This window comes from Actinomadura sp. NEAU-AAG7 (genome assembly GCF_018603865.1).
Lineage (GTDB): Bacteria > Actinomycetota > Actinomycetes > Streptosporangiales > Streptosporangiaceae > Spirillospora > Spirillospora litoris.
In genome coordinates, this window is record NZ_JAHFZY010000004.1 from 13,354 (window position 1) to 29,714 (window position 16,361).

Below are 16,361 nucleotides of genomic sequence, written 5' to 3' on the forward strand. Positions count from 1 at the left end.
ACTCCGTATCCGCACCCGCAACGGCGCGGGACGCCCCGGCCGGCCAGCCCTGCGCGCGGCCGTCCGTCCAGCCGCGGCGGCAGCGGCCCTGACCAGCCCGAACAGGGCCATCGTGCCCTCGGCGACCGGGGCCGCGGGGGTGGTGGCCGAGGAAATGGATCAATAAGTGCTCGTGCGCTAACCGCAATTACATGTCGGCCGGTTCCGGTGGTCGATCTCGCGGGACACGCGGTGCCCTCGGCACGACCGCAGTTGAAGCGGTGTTCGGGACGCCCGCGGTGAGTTTTCCGGCGCCCCGTCGTCACATAACCGAGCCGTGCGGGTGCGGCGATCCTGCGACCGGAAGGGGACGGGTATGGGTGCGATGGCGGAACCGGCGGCACGTGGGCGTGCGCGGCCGGAGGCCGTCGCGGGCGCGCCGCGGGCCGTGCCCGCCGAGGGGCCGGCCGAGGTCCCCGCCCGGGACCCCGCCGAGGAGCCCGCCCCTTGACCGGCCTCACGACGACGGGGGGCGGGCGCCATGATGGCGCCCGCCCCCCGAGGACGAGGTCGGCCGGCACGAGGCCCGCCGACCCTGGATCACCCCTTGGCCGCGGCCAGGACGCGGTTCGACGTGCGCATCACGCGCATCATCAGGCCGGGCTTCATGAGCGCCTGCGGCTGGTCGACGAGGCCGGCCGCCCGCATGAACGCCTCGGTGACGGTGGCGTCCTGGGTGGCGGCGATGATGACCCGCGTCATGTACGCCTGCATCATCTTCAGCTTCCGGCTGCGCTCCCCCTCGACGCCGGGGAAGCTGAGGTCGATGCCGCGGGTCATCTCCCACGCCGGGTCGATGATCTGGCCGACCTCGCGCATGAACTCCAGCGAGGACGGCGCCTTCCCGCTCCGCATGTGCTTGAGCAGCGCCAGCGCCTCCAGGGCGGCCAGCGTCTGCGCCTGGGCGAAGACGGGGTTCGGGGTGCAGACCGCGTCGCCGATGATGAGGAAGCCCTCGGGGAACCGGTTGAACTTCTCGTAGCGGCGGCGCAGCGTGGTCGGGAACTTGTAGAGGGCCGGGTCGTCGATCGCCTTCGCGTCCACGATCGACTCGTAGATCTCCGGTGCCGCCAGCGTCTTGACGAAGGCGGTGAACCCCTCGGGGTCGGTCGGCGGGTGGTCGCCGAGGATGCCGTAGGTGGTCAACTCGACGGTGCCGTGGTCGGTCTTGGTGAAGATCGCGCCGCGGGGGCGGTCGGGCGAGGCCACCACGATGATCGAGTGGTCCTTGCCGAACGGGTCGGACTTCAGGACGTAGTGGCGGCTGGCGTACCCGAGCCCGATCTTCGCCCCGTCCTCCTGCACCCGGCCGTAGCCGAGTTCGGTGAGCCAGACGGGGGAGCGCGAGCCGCGCCCGGTGGCGTCGATGACGAGGTCGGCGTCCAGCACGATCTCCTCGCCCTCGGTGTCGCGCGGCTGGACGCGCGCGCCGATGACGCGGGAGTTGTCGTCGTTGGTCACGAGACCGAGGACGTCGTGCTTCTCCATGAACGTGACGTTCTCGTACGCCTGCACCCGCTCGCGGACGTGCGCCTCCATGAGCGGACGCCTGGCCGCCACGTTGGTCAACCCGGCACGGGTCTGCTGGAGCGGCACCCCGTTGAAGTACCAGCGGACGGTCCCCGCGAGGTCCGTCAGCGGGCAGCCGTCCCTGACGAGCTCCGCCGTGATCTCGGGGAACATCTCCTCCATGGCCCGCGACCCGCGCGCCAGCAGGCCGTTGATGTGGCGGCCCTGCGGCGCTCCCCGGCGCACCTCCCGCACCCCGACCAACTCGTCCCGGTCGACCAGGACGACCTCCTCGTACCCCTCCGCCAGCGCCCGCGCCGCGAACAGGGCGGCGATGCTTCCACCGAGCAGTACCGCGCGGTTTCCGATCTTGGCACCCACCCGATCATCTCCTTCAGTCTCTGTCCGCACTGGAATTCACCGTCGCAGCCCGCCCGCGACCGGGCACCTTCTGGATTGCTGGAGTGGCGTCCGGCCGTTCACGGGCGCGCGGCCCCTTCGGCGCGGGCGTCGCCATTGACGTCCTCGACCTCGCCGACCAGCCGGAGCAGCGACGCGGCGACCGACCCGGACGCCGCCGCGCGGCTGTCGCCCGCGCTCGTCATGAGGTTCACGAGCTGGCTCTCGAAGCACGTGTCGGGGTCGTAGGGGGGAATGAGGTAATGGCCGAGTTCGAGCGTCACCAGGCCGTGGAGCGCCGTCCACATGTGGTGGGCGACCAGCTCGGGATCGTCGGTGCTGAAGCGTCCGTCGGTGATGCAGCGGTGCGCGGTGTGGACGACCTTCGCGAGCGTGTATCGGCCGTATTGGCGGTCCTCTTCGGTGAGCGAGAAACCGGCGTGGGTCGAGGTGCCGAACATGATGCTGTACAGATGCGGATTGCGGTGGGCGTTGTAGCGGTAGGCGCGGCCGAGCAGCGCCATGTCCGCGACGGGATCGGAGGTGTCGAGGACATGGGAGAAGTGGACCTGGAGCCGGGCGAAGCCCTCGTGGACCATTTCGCGGACGAGCCCGCTCATGCCGCCGAAATGGGTGTAGACGGCCATCGTGGAGCATCCGGCCTCGGCCGCCAGCCGCCGGGTCGACAGGGCGCGAGGGCCCTCCTCCGACATCAGCCGGGCCCCGATGTCGATCAGCGTGGGCCTGATGAGCGGGTCGGATCGGCGGGGGCTCACGACGGTGCCTGGGGCCTGCGGGCTGCCCCTGGTCGGGACATTCGTACGCGCATGGGACGGTCCCTCCTCGGTGCGTCCAGACTCGTACCGGCCGGATGCGTGCATCGCGGACGGTGGCATTCCGGCGACCTTCCCGAGGCTAATCACCCGCTGATCGGCGGAAATCTCCGATCGTGCGGGCGGCCGCCGGCCGGGTGCGCACGGCACGAGATGGCGGCGGGCGGCGGCGGGTGTGAGCATGGGGCGCTACCGCAAACGGCCGGTCCTCGGGGGCCCTCGATCATGGGAGCGACCGCGCATGGAGCGACCCGAGCAGGACGCCGTCCCCGTCTTCATCCGGCTGGACGCCGCGACCCCCGGTGACGACCCCTGCGAGCGGCTGCGCGAGGCCCTGCGGGAGTCGGACGCGGCGCCCCGCGAGGTCGTGTGCGACCTCGGCGGCTCGGCGGGCCCGAATATGGCGACGCTGGAAATTCTGCTGCGCATGCAGCTCACGGCACGCCGCCTGGGCCATGAGATAAGGCTGTACCGCCCGAATGCCGAACTCGTGCAGTTGCTGGAGATGATCGGCCTGTCCGACACGCTCCCCTTGTACGGCCCCTGAGAACCGCCAGGATTTCTCGGCCGCTTCTCGTCGTCGCCGTGCCGTCACCGAAGGTCATGCGGGGCGCGCCGGCATCGAAACCGGCAAGGCCGGGATTGGCCGGTTCCGGCTAGGGCGCGATTCGCCGACCCAATAGGGATTGAGTGATCACTGCGGCACCGTAGGTGACCCGATTTCTTCGTTCGTGCTCAATTCGCGGCCCGGCGGCGAAGATCGTCGCGGCCACTTCATTCCCATGGGCAGCCCCCGTAATATCCGAGGCGGCGTCAGTGGCGCCGGTGATCGGGGATCGCATGTGTTGCATATGTGGAGGGGAGCCTGGCATGAATACCAAGCGAAATCTCGACGGGGCGGGCGCGCGGAGGCCCGCCCGCGGGCTGGGCCTCGTCATCGGCGCGGTCGTGGCCGTCGCCGCGCTGCTGTTCGGCACGACGGCCGCCACCGCGTCCCCCGCGTCCAGGCCGGCGGCGCTGCCCGGCCAGGGCGACCTGGCGGGGCTGCGCGGTTTCCGCCACGGGTTCGTCCCGGTCGACGGAGGGTCGCTGCACTACGTCAAGGGCGGCCAGGGGCCCGCCCTGGTGCTGCTGCACGGGTGGCCCGAGACCTGGTACGAGTGGCACGAGGTCATGCCCGAACTCGCCAAGACCCACACGGTGATCGCCTTCGACCTGCCGGGCCTCGGCAGGTCCTCCATCCCCACCGACCGCAAGTACGACCTGGTCACGGTCGCGGCGAAGCTCCACCAGGGCGTGACCAAGCTCGGCTACGACAACGTCGCGATCCTCGGCCACGACGTCGGCGCGCTGGTCGCCTACCCCTACGCCCGCAACTTCCCCGGCGGCGTCTCGCGCATGGCCGTCCTCGAAGCCCCGCTCAACGGCTTCGGGCTGGAGTCCGCGTACGGCCTGAGCTGGCACTTCCAGTTCAACATGACCGCGGCGCCGGTCCCCGAGCAGCTCGTGAACGACCGGGCGCACGTCTCGACCTACCTGGGCTGGCTGTTCGCCGCCGCCAAGTACCCGAAGGCGATCGCCCAGTCGACCTACATCGACGCCTACTCCGACGCCGCCCACCGCAGCGCCGGGTTCGACTACTACCGCGCCTACCCGACCAACGCCGCCGACAACAAGAGGCTGGCGGAGCAGAAGCTGACGATCCCGGTCCTCGCCATGGGCGCGGCGGACGTGTTCGGCCCCGCCGTCGGGCAGTCCTTCGGCGCCGTCGCCACCGACGTCCGCACGGTCGTCGCCCCCGACAGCGGCCACTGGATCCCCGAGGAGAACCCGGCCTTCCTCCAGCAGTGCTCGGCGCTGTTCTTCGGCGGCGCCGACACCAAGCCCACCACCCCCGAACTGGCGGGCTGCGCCCGCTGACGCCCCCCTCGCGCCGCGCCCCGGCGGCCGGTCCACCCCTTGACCGGCCGCCGGGGCGCCCGCACGCTGCGCCCCGCCTCCGACAGAGCGGCGACCAGGCGATTCGGGCTTATTGCGACTTTGTGGCAAGAGCGAGGTGTGCCACCATGTGCGGGTAGGCGACGGCGGAACGAGGAAGCCGGTGCGAATCCGGCGCGGTCCCGCCACTGTGATCGGCGAGCGGATCCCGAGCGAGGCCACCACCGCGCGAGCGGCAGGGAAGGCCGGGACGAGCGTTGACCCGAGAGCCAGGAGACTCACGCGGTCGCCTCCTCAACTGACCTGGGGCGGATCTCCCCAGAGAGGAGAGCGGGATGCCATGGGCACGACTCGCGGGGCTGCTGGCCGCCGCGGCCCTGCTGGCGGGCGGATGCGGTTCCACCGGTACGGACGCGGTGGGCGGGAGCGGGGCGGCGCCGCCCGGATTCCCGGTGACGGTGGCGAACTGCGGGGTCACGACCACCTACGAACGGCCGCCCCGGCGCGCGGTGTCGCTGAACCAGCACGCGACCGAGGTGATGCTGGCGCTCGGGCTGGAGCGCTCCATGGTGGGGACGGGCTTCCTCGACGACCGCGTCCTGCCGGAGTTCCAGGCCGCCTATGACCGGGTGAAGGTGCTGTCCAAGGAGTACCCGTCCTTCGAGGCGCTGCTGGCGGCCGAGCCCGACTTCGTCTACGGCGGCTGGTCCAGCACGTTCGACGAGAAGGAGGGCCGTGGCCGGCCGGCCCTGCGCGAGGCCGGGATCGACACCCACCTCAACATCGAGGAGTGCCCCCGGGGCCCGGTGACGATGGCGACGGTCGAGGAGGAGATCCGGACCATCGCCAAGATCTTCGGTGTGCCCGAGCGCGCGGAAAAGCGGATCAACGCGCTACGTGCCGTCCTGGACCGGGTCAAGAGCAAGACCACCGGCACCGCGCCGACCAGGGTCGCCGTCTACGACAGCGGCGACAAGACGGTCTTCACCGCCGGGGGCGCCGGGATCGGCAACGAGATCATCCGGCTGGCGGGCGGCGCCAACCTGTTCTCCGACGTGCGCAAACCCTACGGGGACGTCTCGTTCGAGCAGTTCGCCGAGCGGGCGCCGGACGTCGTCCTGATCTATGACTACGGCGACCAGAGCGCCGAGGCGAAGAAGCGGTTCCTGCTGTCGAACCCCGTGCTGAAGGACGTCCCCGCGATCAGGAACCGCCGGTTCGCGGTGCTGCCGCTGTCGTCCACGGTGACCGGCGTGCGGGCGGCCGGCGCGGTGGAGTCGCTCGCCCGGCAGCTGCACCCGGACCGCTTCGCGTGACCGGCGTCCGGCGTGCCGGATACGCGCTGGTGCTCGCCTGCCTCGGCGCGCTGGTGCTGGCGGCGGCGACGGCGGGGGTCGCGGTCGGATCCGTCCGCGTCCCGCCGGACCAGGTCTGGGGCATCCTGCTGCACCGGGCGCACCCGGCGCTGGCCGACCCGGCGTGGCCGCCGGTCCGCGAGACGATCGTGATCGACGTGCGGCTGCCCCGGGTCCTGCTGTGCGGCGTGGTGGGGGCGGGCCTGTCGGTGTGCGGGACGGCGCTCCAGGCCCTCGTCCGCAACCCGCTCGCCGACCCGATGCTGCTCGGCGTCTCGTCGGGCGCGACGGTCGGCGCGGTGACGGTCGTGGTGTTCCACCTGGCCTGGTTCGGGGCGTTCTCGCTCCCGCTCGCCGCCTTCTGCGGCGCGCTCGCGGCGCTGGTCGCGGTCTACCTGCTGGCCCGCTCGGGCGGGCGGATGACCACGGTGCGCCTCGTGCTCGCGGGGGTCGCCACGGCCGAGGTGCTGTCGGCGGTCGCGAGCTACCTGGTGATCAGCTCCGACGACCCGCGCGCGGCCGAGTCGGCGCTGCGGTGGATGCTGGGCGGCCTGGCCGGGACGCGGTGGACGGTCGTGTGGATCCCGGCCGTGATCGTGCTGGCCGGGACCGCGGTCCTGCTGGGGGTGTCCCGGCACCTGAACCTGCTGCTGGCCGGGGAGGAGGCCGCCGCGGCGCTGGGCCTGGACGTGCACCGGTTCCGCGCGTCCCTGTTCGTGCTGGTCGCGCTGATGATCGGCGCGGTCGTGGCGGTCAGCGGCTCGATCGGGTTCGTCGGGCTGATGATGCCGCACGTGGTGCGGCTGCTGGTCGGCGCCGACCACCGCCGCGCGCTCCCGGCCGTCGCGCTGCTCGGCGCGGCGTTCCTGATCCTCGCCGACCTGGCCGCGCGCACGCTCGTCGCGCCGGAGGAGATCCCCGTCGGCGTCCTCACCGCCCTGGTCGGCGGCCCCTTCTTCCTCTGGCTGATGCGCCGGAAGGCGGCCCGATGACGGTAGCGCTGCGGGCCGAGAAGGTGTCGGTCGCCATGGACGGCCGGACCCTGGTCGACGCGGTCTCCCTGGACATCGCCCCCGGCGAGGTCGTCGGCCTGGTCGGCCCCAACGGCGCCGGGAAGTCCACCCTTCTCCGCACGTTCTACCGGGCATCGCGCCCCACCTCGGGCCGAATACTCCTGGACGGCGAGGACGTCTGGCGAATGCCGGGGAAAAGGCTCGCGCGGCGGCTGGCCGCCGTTCTCCAGGAAACGCCCGGCGACTTCGAACTGACCGTCTACGACGTGGCGGCGATGGGCCGCACCCCGCACAAACGCGCCTTCCAGGGCGACGACGCGAACGACCGCGACATCATTCTGCGCTCGCTCGCCGAACTGGACGTCGCGCACCTGGCGGAGGCCCCCTTCGACCGCCTCTCCGGCGGCGAGAAGCAACGCGTGCTCATCGCCCGCGCCCTGGCCCAACGTCCCGCCGCGCTGGTCTTGGACGAACCCACCAACCACCTGGACCTGCGCCACCAGATCGACGCTCTGCGCCTGGTCCGCGGCCTGGGCGCCACCGCCCTGATCGCCCTGCACGACCTGAACCTGGCCGCCGCGTTCTGCGACCGCCTCTGCGTCCTCCACGAGGGAGCCCTGCTGGCGGACGGCCCGCCCGGCGAGGTCCTGACCCCGGAACTCCTGGCCCGGGTCTACCGGGTCAACGCGGAGGTCAGCGCACACCCGCGCACCGCCGCCCCGCAGATCACCGTCCTCCCGGACTGACCATGGGGTGAGCGGCCCTTTCCGCGTCGCTGTGGGTGGTCTCGCAGTTCTGCGGGGCGCGCATCTCGGTGTTCTTGATGAAGTCGTGCAGGGCCCGGCGGGAGCGGGTGAGGGTGTCGATGCGCTCGTCCAGCCCGTCGAGGCGGGCGTTGAGCACGTCCATGAGCTCGGAGCACGGTTCGATCTCAAGGCTCACGCCGCTGACGCAGGGGAGCATGTAGGCGATCTCCTCGGTGGACAGCCCGGCCCCGAGCAGCTTCCTGATCTGGTACACGGTCAGGACGTCGTCGTCGCTGTACTCGCGGTAGCCGTTGGAGCCGCGGCCGGGCTCCAGGAGGCCCTGGGCCTCGTAGTAGCGCAGTTGGTGCGTGTGGACTCCGGCCCGCCGGCCCAACTCCCCGATCCGCACGGCCGTTCCCCCTTGACCTTCATATCGATATGAACGTTGATGATTCTGCCATGACCTCCAACACGACCGAAAAAGAGCACGCGGCGCCCGACCAGGGCGCCGACCGCACCCCCGTGACCGTCATCGGGCTCGGGCTGATGGGACAGGCACTGGCCGGAGCCTTTCTGGACGCCGGGCATCCCACGACCATATGGAACCGCACGGCCGCGAAGGGTGAGGGCCTCGTGGCGCGGGGCGCGCAATTCGCCGACTCCGTCGGTGACGCGGTGGCGGCGAGTCCGCTCGTCGTCGTCTGCCTCACCGATTACGAAGGGGTGCGGGGGCTCCTCGAACCGCTGGGCGACGTCCTCGGCGGGCGGGTCCTGGTCAATCTGACCTCGGGGACGCCGCGGGAGGCGCGGGAGACCGCCGAATGGGCGGGGGCCGGCTATCTCGACGGGGCGATCCTGGCCGTTCCCGAGGGCATCGGAAAGGACGCCCTCGTCCTCTACAGCGGGCCGCGATCGGCCTTCGAAGCGCACGAGTCGGCGCTAAGCAGCCTGGGCGCGGGCGTCACGTACCTCGGGGACGACCATGGGCTGGCGTCGTTGTACGACGTCTCCATGCTGAGCCTGATGTGGAACATTCTGAACGGCTTTCTGCAGAGCGCCGCCCTGCTCGGCGCGGCCGGGGTCGACGCGTCGGCGTTCGTTCCGATCGCGACCAAGGGGATCGAGACCGTGACGGACTGGCTGCCGGACTACGCGCGGCAGGTCGACGACGGCGTGTATCCGGCCTACGACTCCACCATCGACACCCACGCGGCCGCGATGCGGCACCTCGTCGCCGAGAGCGAGGCGCTCGGTGTCAACGCCGAGTTGCCGAGGCTCATCCAGGATCTGGCCGGACGGGCGGTGGCGGCCGGGCGCGGCGGCGACGGCTACGCGGCGTTGATCGAGCAGTTCCGCAAGCCCGCGCGGGCCTGACCGGTCAGGGCTTGCGGGCGAGGAGGAGGCGGTAGCGCGGGCTTCCGTCCTCCCGGCGGCCCAGGCCCTCCAGCGGGGTGGTCGTCACCGTGAACCCGGCCGCCGCCAAATCGTCGCGCATCGCCTGGAGAGGGCAGGTGCGGTAGTACATGACGAACGGGGGGCGCCATATCGCGTTGCGGATCCGCATGGCCGCGTCGAACCCGAGCAGCGTCCAATACCCGACGGACGCGATGGGCGGCGGCGCGCCGATCGGAAAGGCGAACAGGCCGCCCGGCCGCAGCGCGCGGTGCACCCCGGCGAAGAGCGCCGGACGTTCGGCGGGCAGCAGATGCCCGAGGGCGCCGAAGGTGACGGCCAGGTCGAATGCCTCGGAGAAGGGAAGGGCGCGGACGTCGGCTCGGATCCATTCCGCGCCGGGGTGCGCCTCGCGTGCCCGGGCGAGCATTCCGGCGCTGAAGTCGACGCCCGCGACCTGTTCCTTGCACAGCGGTTCGAGCGTCCGCATGCCCGCGCCGGTGCCGCAGCACACGTCCAGCCCCCGCTCGAACAGGCCGCGCGGACGCAGCGCGTCGGTGGTGGCGTCGAGGATGGCGTCGGGGGTCCGGAAGGGCGTGTGGTCGAACTTCGGGGCGAGCAGGTCGTAGCCGCGCTCGACCGAGGACAGCGACTGGACCGCCAGTTCGCGCAGCGACGGACCCTGGGGCGAGAACATCGCCCCGGCGTACTTCGCCGGCCGGGGCTCAGGAGGCCGAGCGCTGGGGGCGCGGGGCGATGCCGAGCACCTCGTACAGGTGGATGCCGCGCCCGGCCCAGTCGACCAGGCGCTCGCGGTCGATGAGGTGCATCCCGGCCTTGCTGGCGAACCTCCGGGCGTCGCGGGTGTAGGTGTTGGTGGTGACGACCAGGGTCAGTTTCGCCCGGTAGATCGGCCACGCCGCGCCCGCGACCTTCTGGACGTCATCGGAGGTGACCTTGGACTTCGGGCCGTAGTGCTTGACCTGGACCATCCAGCTCTCGCCGAGGACGGGATCGAGGCCGATCACATCGCCGGAGAAGTCGCCCGCCTTGCCGACGTGCTCGGCCTCGATCCCGTCCCGGCGCATCAGGTCGCGGACCGCGACCTCGAAGTTCAGCCACGTCATGTCGTCGAGTTCGCCGATCGTCCACGAGAGGGCGGCGAGCCGTTCGCGCCGCACCTTCTCGCGCGCCCAGCGCGCCCGGTACCAGCGGTCGACCAGCCACCACACGCCCGCGAGGGCCGCCAGCGCGATGAGCGGGTGCGCGATCGCCTGCTTGACGGCCAGCCCGGCCGCCAGCGCCGCGACCAGTGCCCCGAGACCCGTGTAGCCCCATTCTCCGGCGTTCCGGGGGAGCCTCAGCCGGGTGACCCAGTCGGGAATCAGCCAGCGGTGCCGGTGTTCGTGGAAGGGGCTCGGCCGAACGCGCGCCACCGGCCCGCCGCTCCCTTTTCTAGGAGGGGTCTTCATCCTGCGATGGAAACACGGATCCGTGACAGAATCGGCCCCCGTCCCGCGAATTCAGAACGCCGCGTCCACATGAGGCCATCCGGCCGGATGATCAACTTCGCGCGTTAGGGATATCCGAAACGCGAACCGGAGGTCAGGGTCGGGGCGCCGCATCTGACCTCCGACCCTGAACGCCTTTTCTGGCAAATTTGCCGATTTTTCGGTCGAGGCCCTCGGTGGTCGGCTAGGGGATTCGGCGGGTGCCGAAGCGCGCCCATTCCGCGTCCCACAGGCGGTATCGGCGCTGGTCGCAGCGGTAGCGGATGATCAGGTACAGCCCCAGCAGCGGCATGCCGAGGGCCATCGCGCTGCCGAGCGCGACGGTCAGGGTGTCGCCGACCGTCCGCGTGTGGTGGCGCGGCGCCTCGTCGGTGACCTGCGACGACGGCCCGACCCACACCTCGCGCCGCTGGCCCGCCGTGCCGCCGTGGAAGGCGGTGAACGACCCCGTCCGCGCGGTGCCGTCGGGCTCACGCCAGGTCACGGTGACCTTCCGTCCCGAGCGCATGTCCTCGACCCGCAGGACGGTGGCGCTGACCTCGTGCCGGGTCGCCCTCTCCTGCCGCTCGGCGCGGACGCCCGAGGCGTAGACGCTCCGGCCCGCCCACGCGCACAGCGGCGGGGCGAGGCTCAGGAACAGCATGAGCAGCGCGATTCCGAGCATCCACTGCCTGCGGTCCACGTCGCGGCGCAGCGCGTTGTGGTCGAAGCCGAACCTCCGCCGTAGCCGGTCGAAGCCCGACGCCGCTCCGCTCGGCCCCATAGCCGCCTCCCTCGTCCGTTCCTAGTGTGAGGCTAGGCAAGCGATCAGGTCGGCGGCAGGGCCCAATGTCCCTATATCGTCGCAAACTTCCAAATTGCTCGCCGTCCGGGTGCGGCTTGGGCCCGCCTTCCCGGGGTAGCACGTGGACGACGTCCAGCCGCGCGCCGCGGCAGAGGGCGGCGCGACACAGCGGCCCGGCCATCGGGCCTGACCCGCACGCGGGGCCCTCCTCCCTCCGGAGTCCCGCACCCGGGCCGATGGCCTGGCGAAAGGCGAATCCGGGGGGAGAACATGCGAGCACTACAGCCCGATCTTCGGGCCGTCGTGGAGGACGCGGTCTGGGCGCCCTCGATCCACAACACCCAGCCGTGGCGGTTCACACTCAGCGGGTCCCGGATCAGTCTGCGAGCCGATGCCGACCGCAGGCTGGAGGTCGCCGATCCCGAGGGCCGGGAGATGCTGGTCAGTTGCGGCGCGGCCTTGTTCAACCTGCGGCTGGGGCTGCGGGCGCAGGGCCTGGAGCCGCAGGTCACGCTGCTGCCCGACCCCGATCGGCCGCATCTGCTGGCCGATGTCGAGGCCGTCCCGGGTGAGGATCCCGACGAGTACACGCGGGCGCTGCACGCGCAGGTCCGGCGGCGGCGCAGCCACCGCGGGGGGTTCCGGGCCGATCCCGTGCTCGATCCGGAGCTGGCGCGGATCCGCGCCGAGGCCGAGCAGGAGGGCGTCCGGTTCATCCAGGCCGTGGACGCGCACGTCAAGGGCGCCTTGGCCGCGCTCAACAACGCCGCCGAGCACATCCAGCGCCGCACCCCCTCCTACGCGAGCGAGATCGCCCGCTGGGCCCCGGCCCCGGGCGGCCACCGCACCGACGGAGTCCAGCACGGCTCCTATCCGCGCACCACACCGTGGACCGATCCGCATTTCTCCGCCCGGGACTTCGCGCGGGGACGCGGCTGGGGCGCCGACCCCGTCCACACCGAGGAGCCGCCCACGGCCGGGGTGATCGTCCTGCTGGTCACCGACACCGACCGGCCCGCCGACTGGCTGCGTGCGGGCCAGGGCCTCCAGCGCAGCCTGCTGCGCGCCTCCCAGCACGGGTTCGCCGCCGCCTACCACACGCAGTCGCTCCAGATCCCGGAGCTGCGCGCGTTCATCCGCACCCACTTCTGCGGGGACGCGTGGCCGCAACTGCTGCTGCGCTTCGGCATGCCCGACACCGAGGTCCTGACCAGCGTCCGCCGCCCCCTTCAAGACGTCCTCACCGAAGGACCGTGAAGAGGACCAAGGTCCCTGCGGGGCCCCTCGGCGAGGCGCAGCGCGTCTTCGACCTCGGGCGCGGCACCGGCGCGTTCGACCGCCCCGGTGAATCCCGGCCCGAGGCCGTACACGTCGATCCGGGACGCCTCGACCGGCAGCGCCTTCTCCAGCGTGTCGAGGACGACGTCGACCAGCCCCATCGTCCTGGACGGGCGGCTCGGGCTCCCGTTGACGACGACGACCCGCAGCGCCGGTTCCGTTGCCGTCATGCCGCCCTCGCTCCGAGCGCGGCGACCTCGCGGCGCGGCCCGCGATGATCTCCGCCCGGCCCGCCGACAGCAGGTCGATCGTGGCGAGCTGCTCCCAGACGCGCACGGGGTCCTCCGAGCCGAGGACGGTGACCGAACTCGTCAGCCGGATGCGCTCGGTGCGCTCGGCCGCCGCCGCCGGCCCCACCTCGTCGGCGACCCTCGCCTGCTCGATCGTCTCCCGGACGCGCCGCCGCGGTGACGGCGCCGCCCCGGTGACCGGGTCCCGCGTGACCTCGCCGAACAGCATGATGCCGATCTCGAACGCCATCTCCGGTCCTCTCCCGGCCGCCGGGCCCCGGGTGCGCCCGGCCTGACCGGATGACTTGTCTGCGCAGGCAGGTATTCCGGCTTGGTCGCGGCGCCGGCATCCGGATACGGTGCGGCCATGGCGACCGACGGTCTACGCGACCTTGAGCAGGACGCTTGGGGCGGGTTCCTGCTGACCCACGACCGGCTCTGGCGCGCGCTGGAGGCGGGGCTCGCCCCGCTGAACGTGAGCATGGCCGAGTACAGCGTGCTGTCCCTGCTCTACGAGGCCGGGCCCGGGGGCATGCGCATGTCGGACCTCGCCCAGCGCCGCCTGATGTCCACCGGCGGGTTCACCCGCCTCGCCGACCGCCTCCAGAACCGCGGCCTGATCGAGCGCCGCCGCTCGGCCGCCGACGGGCGCGGCTTCGAGGCGGCGCTCACCGGCGGCGGGCGGGCGCTGATCCGCCGCGCCCGCCGCCGCCACCACGACGACCTGCACGCGCTGTTCTTCAGCCGCCTGGACGACGGCGACCTGCGCCGCCTCGCCGAGATCTGGGCCCGCCTGGACCCGGGTACCGAGTCCTAGCCCTTGGCGAGGGCGTCGATCGCGGCGACGTCGTCCGCCGTGAGGTCGAAGCCGTCCAGGTCGAGGTTGGCGGCGATGTGCTCGCGGCGCGACGACCTCGGCAGGATCACGATGCCATGCTCCAGGTGCCAGCGCAGGATCACCTGCGCGGTGCTGACGCCGTGCCGCTCGGCGATCCCGGTGAGCACGGGGTCGCGCAGGTCGGTGTTGTTCAGCCCGCTGTAGCCCTCGACGACGACGCCCCGGCGCCGGTGCTCCTCCAGCAGGGCCGGGTCGTGCCGCCCCGGGCTCCACGAGATCTGGTTGACCGCCGGACTCCGCCCGGTGGCCCCGGTCACGTGGTCGATCTGCGCCGGGCTGTAGTTGCTCACCCCGACGTTGCGCGCCAGCCCCGCGTCCTTGGCGGACAGGAGCGCCTCCCACGTCGGGACGAGGTCGTCCGGGCCGGTCGCCCAGTGGATCAGCCAGAGGTCGACGTAGTCGGTGTCGAGCAGCCGCAGGCTCGACTCCAGCGCGCGCCGGGCCTGCCGCGCGTCCCGCGGCCGCAGCTTGGTGGTGACGAAGACCTGGTCCCGGCCGACGCCGCTGTCCTTGACGGCCCTGCCGACATCCGCCTCGTTCTGGTACAGCGCCGCGGTGTCGATATGCCGGTAGCCGACCTCCAGCGCCGTGCGCGTCGCCTCGTAGGCCGTCGCGGGCGGCAGCTCCCAGGTCCCGAAACCGATCAACGGCAGCGCGGTGCCGCCAGGCAGGTTCACAGTCGCAGTCATGCTCCGCATTCTGCCCGGATCATCGGCGCGGAAGCCTCGCGGGTCGGAGCCCGAAAGCCGTGGCCACCTGGGCGGCGAGCGCGTCCTCGTCCATCGCGGTGCCGACCTCGACGGCGGGCAGGCCGAGCCCGGTGGTCTCGTCCATGAGCCGGTCGGTGAACATCCTGTCGCGTTCGAGCAGGTTGTACCGGGCCCGTCCGGGATCGCTCGTCCGGCGCGGGATGGCCCAGCCCCGGCGCTCGAACGCGGCCCGGCGGAACTCCGGCGTCGGCAGCAGCCACACCGCGCGGCCCGGACCGGCGAGCAGCGGCCGGACGAGGCGGGGCAGCAACCGGAAACCCTCGACGATCACGCCTTCGTCCTCCGGCAGCCGCAGCAGATCCTCGACGATCAGAGAGAAGCCCTCGCCCCGGAACCAGTGGAAGGTCTCCAGCATCTCCCGTGGAGAACGGTTCACCCAGCGCTCGTCCATTCCCATGGACTTGAACTCATTCAGGAAAGGCGCGTCGTCCGGTGAACAGCGCGCGGCGTGGTCCGGCATCACGTCGTCGGTCGAGTAGAGGCGCAATCCGTACCGGGCCGCGAGACGCCGCGCGATGGTCGTCTTACCGGCGCCGCTTCCGCCGCCGATCCAATAGGCGTTCCGCAAGGGCATCTCGTCGGGCATGGCCATAAGCGTAGGGGTGCCTCAGCGAATGGACGCCGCGCCGATCCAGCGGTGGTAGGAATCCAGATCGACGTTGCTGCCGCACACGATGGTGGCGACATGGCGCCCGGCGAAACGCTCGCGGTCCTCCAGCACCGCCGCGATCCCGAGCGCCGCCGACGGCTCGACGACGAGGCCCGCGTGGTCGAGGAGCGCCCGCATCCCCGCGATGATCGACTCCTCCCGGACCAGGACGGCGTCGTCGGCGACCTGGAGCAGATCGTCCAGCACGGCCTTGATGGGCCGCCGCCCGGCCACACCGTCGGCGATCGTGTCGGTCGGCCCGGTCGTGACGACGCTCCGCCGGTGCCACGACCGCGCCATCGCCGGCGCGCCCTCCGGCTGGACGCAGATGACCTCGACCCCGGGCGCGAGCGCCTTCAGCACATGCCCGACGCCGGTGGCCATCGCGCCGCCCCCGAGCGCGACCAGGACGGCGTCGACCGGCTGCGCCGCGTCCACCAGCTCCAGCCCGATCGTCGCCGCGCCCTCGCAGGTCTCGATGTCCTGGCTGTCCTCAAGCAGCCGGACGCCGTCGCCGCGCGCGATGTCCACGGCGCGCTCCCTGGCCTGGTCGAAGTCGCCGTCCACCAGCTCCAGCCGGGCGCCCAGCGCGCGGATCCGGTCGAGCTTGGCCGCGGGCGCCGACCTCGACGCCACGACGGCGACGTTCAGCCCCCGCCGGCGCCCCGACCAGGCGAGCGCCAGCCCGAGGTTGCCCGCGCTGGCGCACACCACGTCCCGCGCGCCCATGTCGATCAGCCGGCCCGCGACCAGCTCCGTCCCGCGTCCCTTGAAGCTGCGGACGGGATTGGCCGTCTCCAGCTTGACGCTGACCGCGCACCCGAGCCCGGGCTCCAGGCCCTCGCACCGGTAGAGCGGGGTATCGAGGAAAAGGGGGTCGATGACCAGGCGCGCCGCCCGGATCCGTCCAGTATCAAGCCGCGTCTCCAGCACGACACAACACCCTAACGGCAAGCA

At 72.0% G+C, this 16,361-nt stretch carries 18 protein-coding genes, 1 pseudogene and 1 riboswitch; of the genes and pseudogenes, 8 read left to right on the plus strand and 11 right to left on the minus strand.

The window, feature by feature from the left end:
• Positions 1 to 579 precede the first annotated feature (579 nt).
• A complete protein-coding gene (locus tag KLI87_RS19015; RefSeq protein WP_214618130.1) occupies positions 580 to 1,929 on the minus strand; it encodes an NAD(P)/FAD-dependent oxidoreductase in 1,350 nt (449 codons plus the stop codon).
• A 98-nt stretch (positions 1,930 to 2,027) separates the two neighbouring features.
• Positions 2,028 to 2,723 carry a TetR/AcrR family transcriptional regulator gene (locus KLI87_RS19020; RefSeq protein WP_214618131.1) on the minus strand — a complete coding sequence of 232 codons (696 nt, stop codon included), beginning with the start codon at positions 2,721 to 2,723 and terminating at the stop codon, positions 2,028 to 2,030.
• 298 nt (positions 2,724 to 3,021) lie between these two features.
• Between KLI87_RS19020 and KLI87_RS19025 the strand changes: the two genes are divergently transcribed.
• The 5 genes from KLI87_RS19025 (at position 3,022) to KLI87_RS19045 (ending at position 7,832) form a co-directional block, all read left to right on the plus strand.
• Positions 3,022 to 3,327: an STAS domain-containing protein gene (locus tag KLI87_RS19025; protein ID WP_173391018.1), complete on the plus strand. Its 306-nt coding sequence runs from the start codon at positions 3,022 to 3,024 to the stop codon at positions 3,325 to 3,327.
• A gap of 323 nt (positions 3,328 to 3,650) precedes the next feature.
• Positions 3,651 to 4,700: an alpha/beta fold hydrolase gene (locus KLI87_RS19030; protein ID WP_214618132.1), complete on the plus strand. Its 1,050-nt coding sequence runs from the start codon at positions 3,651 to 3,653 to the stop codon at positions 4,698 to 4,700.
• Positions 4,701 to 4,819: 119 nt separating this feature from the next.
• Positions 4,820 to 5,019: riboswitch (cobalamin riboswitch) on the plus strand.
• A gap of 34 nt (positions 5,020 to 5,053) precedes the next feature.
• A complete protein-coding gene (locus KLI87_RS19035) occupies positions 5,054 to 6,034 on the plus strand; it encodes an ABC transporter substrate-binding protein (protein WP_214618133.1) in 981 nt (326 codons plus the stop codon).
• Positions 6,031 to 7,065, plus strand: a complete 1,035-nt coding sequence (locus tag KLI87_RS19040) for an iron ABC transporter permease (protein ID WP_214618134.1) — start codon at positions 6,031 to 6,033, stop codon at positions 7,063 to 7,065. The genes KLI87_RS19035 and KLI87_RS19040 overlap by 4 nt, the downstream gene beginning before the upstream one ends.
• Positions 7,062 to 7,832 (plus strand): ABC transporter ATP-binding protein, encoded by a 771-nt coding sequence (locus KLI87_RS19045; protein ID WP_214618135.1) that lies wholly within the window; start codon positions 7,062 to 7,064, stop codon positions 7,830 to 7,832. Before KLI87_RS19040 ends, KLI87_RS19045 begins: the two co-directional genes overlap by 4 nt.
• On the opposite strand, the gene KLI87_RS19050 is transcribed toward KLI87_RS19045, so the two are convergent.
• Positions 7,813 to 8,241, minus strand: a complete 429-nt coding sequence (locus tag KLI87_RS19050) for a MerR family transcriptional regulator (protein ID WP_214618136.1) — start codon at positions 8,239 to 8,241, stop codon at positions 7,813 to 7,815. The genes KLI87_RS19045 and KLI87_RS19050 overlap by 20 nt on opposite strands.
• A gap of 50 nt (positions 8,242 to 8,291) precedes the next feature.
• Between KLI87_RS19050 and KLI87_RS19055 the strand changes: the two genes are divergently transcribed.
• Positions 8,292 to 9,206 carry an NAD(P)-dependent oxidoreductase gene (locus KLI87_RS19055; RefSeq protein WP_214618137.1) on the plus strand — a complete coding sequence of 305 codons (915 nt, stop codon included), beginning with the start codon at positions 8,292 to 8,294 and terminating at the stop codon, positions 9,204 to 9,206.
• 4 nt (positions 9,207 to 9,210) lie between these two features.
• Here the strand turns inward: KLI87_RS19055 and KLI87_RS19060 are convergent, their stop codons facing one another.
• The 3 genes from KLI87_RS19060 to KLI87_RS19070 all read right to left on the minus strand — a co-directional run bounded on the left by KLI87_RS19060 (position 9,211) and on the right by KLI87_RS19070 (position 11,498).
• Positions 9,211 to 9,921: a class I SAM-dependent methyltransferase gene (locus tag KLI87_RS19060; RefSeq protein WP_214618138.1), complete on the minus strand. Its 711-nt coding sequence runs from the start codon at positions 9,919 to 9,921 to the stop codon at positions 9,211 to 9,213.
• A 28-nt stretch (positions 9,922 to 9,949) separates the two neighbouring features.
• Entirely contained in the window at positions 9,950 to 10,660 is a 711-nt protein-coding gene (locus KLI87_RS41575) for a restriction endonuclease (RefSeq protein ID WP_214618139.1), read from the minus strand.
• Between the two features lie 259 nt (positions 10,661 to 10,919).
• Positions 10,920 to 11,498 (minus strand): hypothetical protein, encoded by a 579-nt coding sequence (locus tag KLI87_RS19070; RefSeq protein WP_156222238.1) that lies wholly within the window; start codon positions 11,496 to 11,498, stop codon positions 10,920 to 10,922.
• A gap of 291 nt (positions 11,499 to 11,789) precedes the next feature.
• Between KLI87_RS19070 and KLI87_RS40160 the strand changes: the two genes are divergently transcribed.
• Positions 11,790 to 12,776, plus strand: a complete 987-nt coding sequence (locus KLI87_RS40160) for a hypothetical protein (protein ID WP_250904051.1) — start codon at positions 11,790 to 11,792, stop codon at positions 12,774 to 12,776.
• Here the strand turns inward: KLI87_RS40160 and KLI87_RS40165 are convergent.
• Together KLI87_RS40165 and KLI87_RS41880 are read right to left on the minus strand one after the other, a co-directional pair.
• Positions 12,749 to 13,027: an NAD(P)H-dependent oxidoreductase gene (locus tag KLI87_RS40165; protein ID WP_250904052.1), complete on the minus strand. Its 279-nt coding sequence runs from the start codon at positions 13,025 to 13,027 to the stop codon at positions 12,749 to 12,751. The genes KLI87_RS40160 and KLI87_RS40165 overlap by 28 nt on opposite strands.
• Before the next feature lie 37 nt (positions 13,028 to 13,064).
• A pseudogene (locus tag KLI87_RS41880) lies at positions 13,065 to 13,337 on the minus strand (LLM class flavin-dependent oxidoreductase); the annotation flags it as partial.
• Positions 13,338 to 13,454: 117 nt separating this feature from the next.
• On the opposite strand from KLI87_RS41880, the gene KLI87_RS19080 reads away from it, so the two are divergent.
• Complete coding sequence (locus tag KLI87_RS19080; protein WP_156222234.1) at positions 13,455 to 13,904, plus strand: MarR family winged helix-turn-helix transcriptional regulator; 450 nt, start codon at positions 13,455 to 13,457, stop codon at positions 13,902 to 13,904.
• Here KLI87_RS19080 and KLI87_RS19085 read toward each other — a convergent pair.
• The 3 genes from KLI87_RS19085 to KLI87_RS19095 are packed head-to-tail and all read right to left on the minus strand — an operon-like array spanning position 13,901 to position 16,337.
• Positions 13,901 to 14,674, minus strand: coding sequence for an aldo/keto reductase (locus tag KLI87_RS19085; protein ID WP_214618140.1), 774 nt, complete (start codon positions 14,672 to 14,674; stop codon positions 13,901 to 13,903). The genes KLI87_RS19080 and KLI87_RS19085 overlap by 4 nt on opposite strands.
• A 19-nt stretch (positions 14,675 to 14,693) precedes the next feature.
• Positions 14,694 to 15,341, minus strand: a complete 648-nt coding sequence (locus KLI87_RS19090; protein WP_214618141.1) for an AAA family ATPase — start codon at positions 15,339 to 15,341, stop codon at positions 14,694 to 14,696.
• Positions 15,342 to 15,362: 21 nt separating this feature from the next.
• Entirely contained in the window at positions 15,363 to 16,337 is a 975-nt protein-coding gene (locus tag KLI87_RS19095) for a threonine/serine dehydratase (protein ID WP_214618142.1), read from the minus strand.
• Positions 16,338 to 16,361 lie beyond the last annotated feature (24 nt).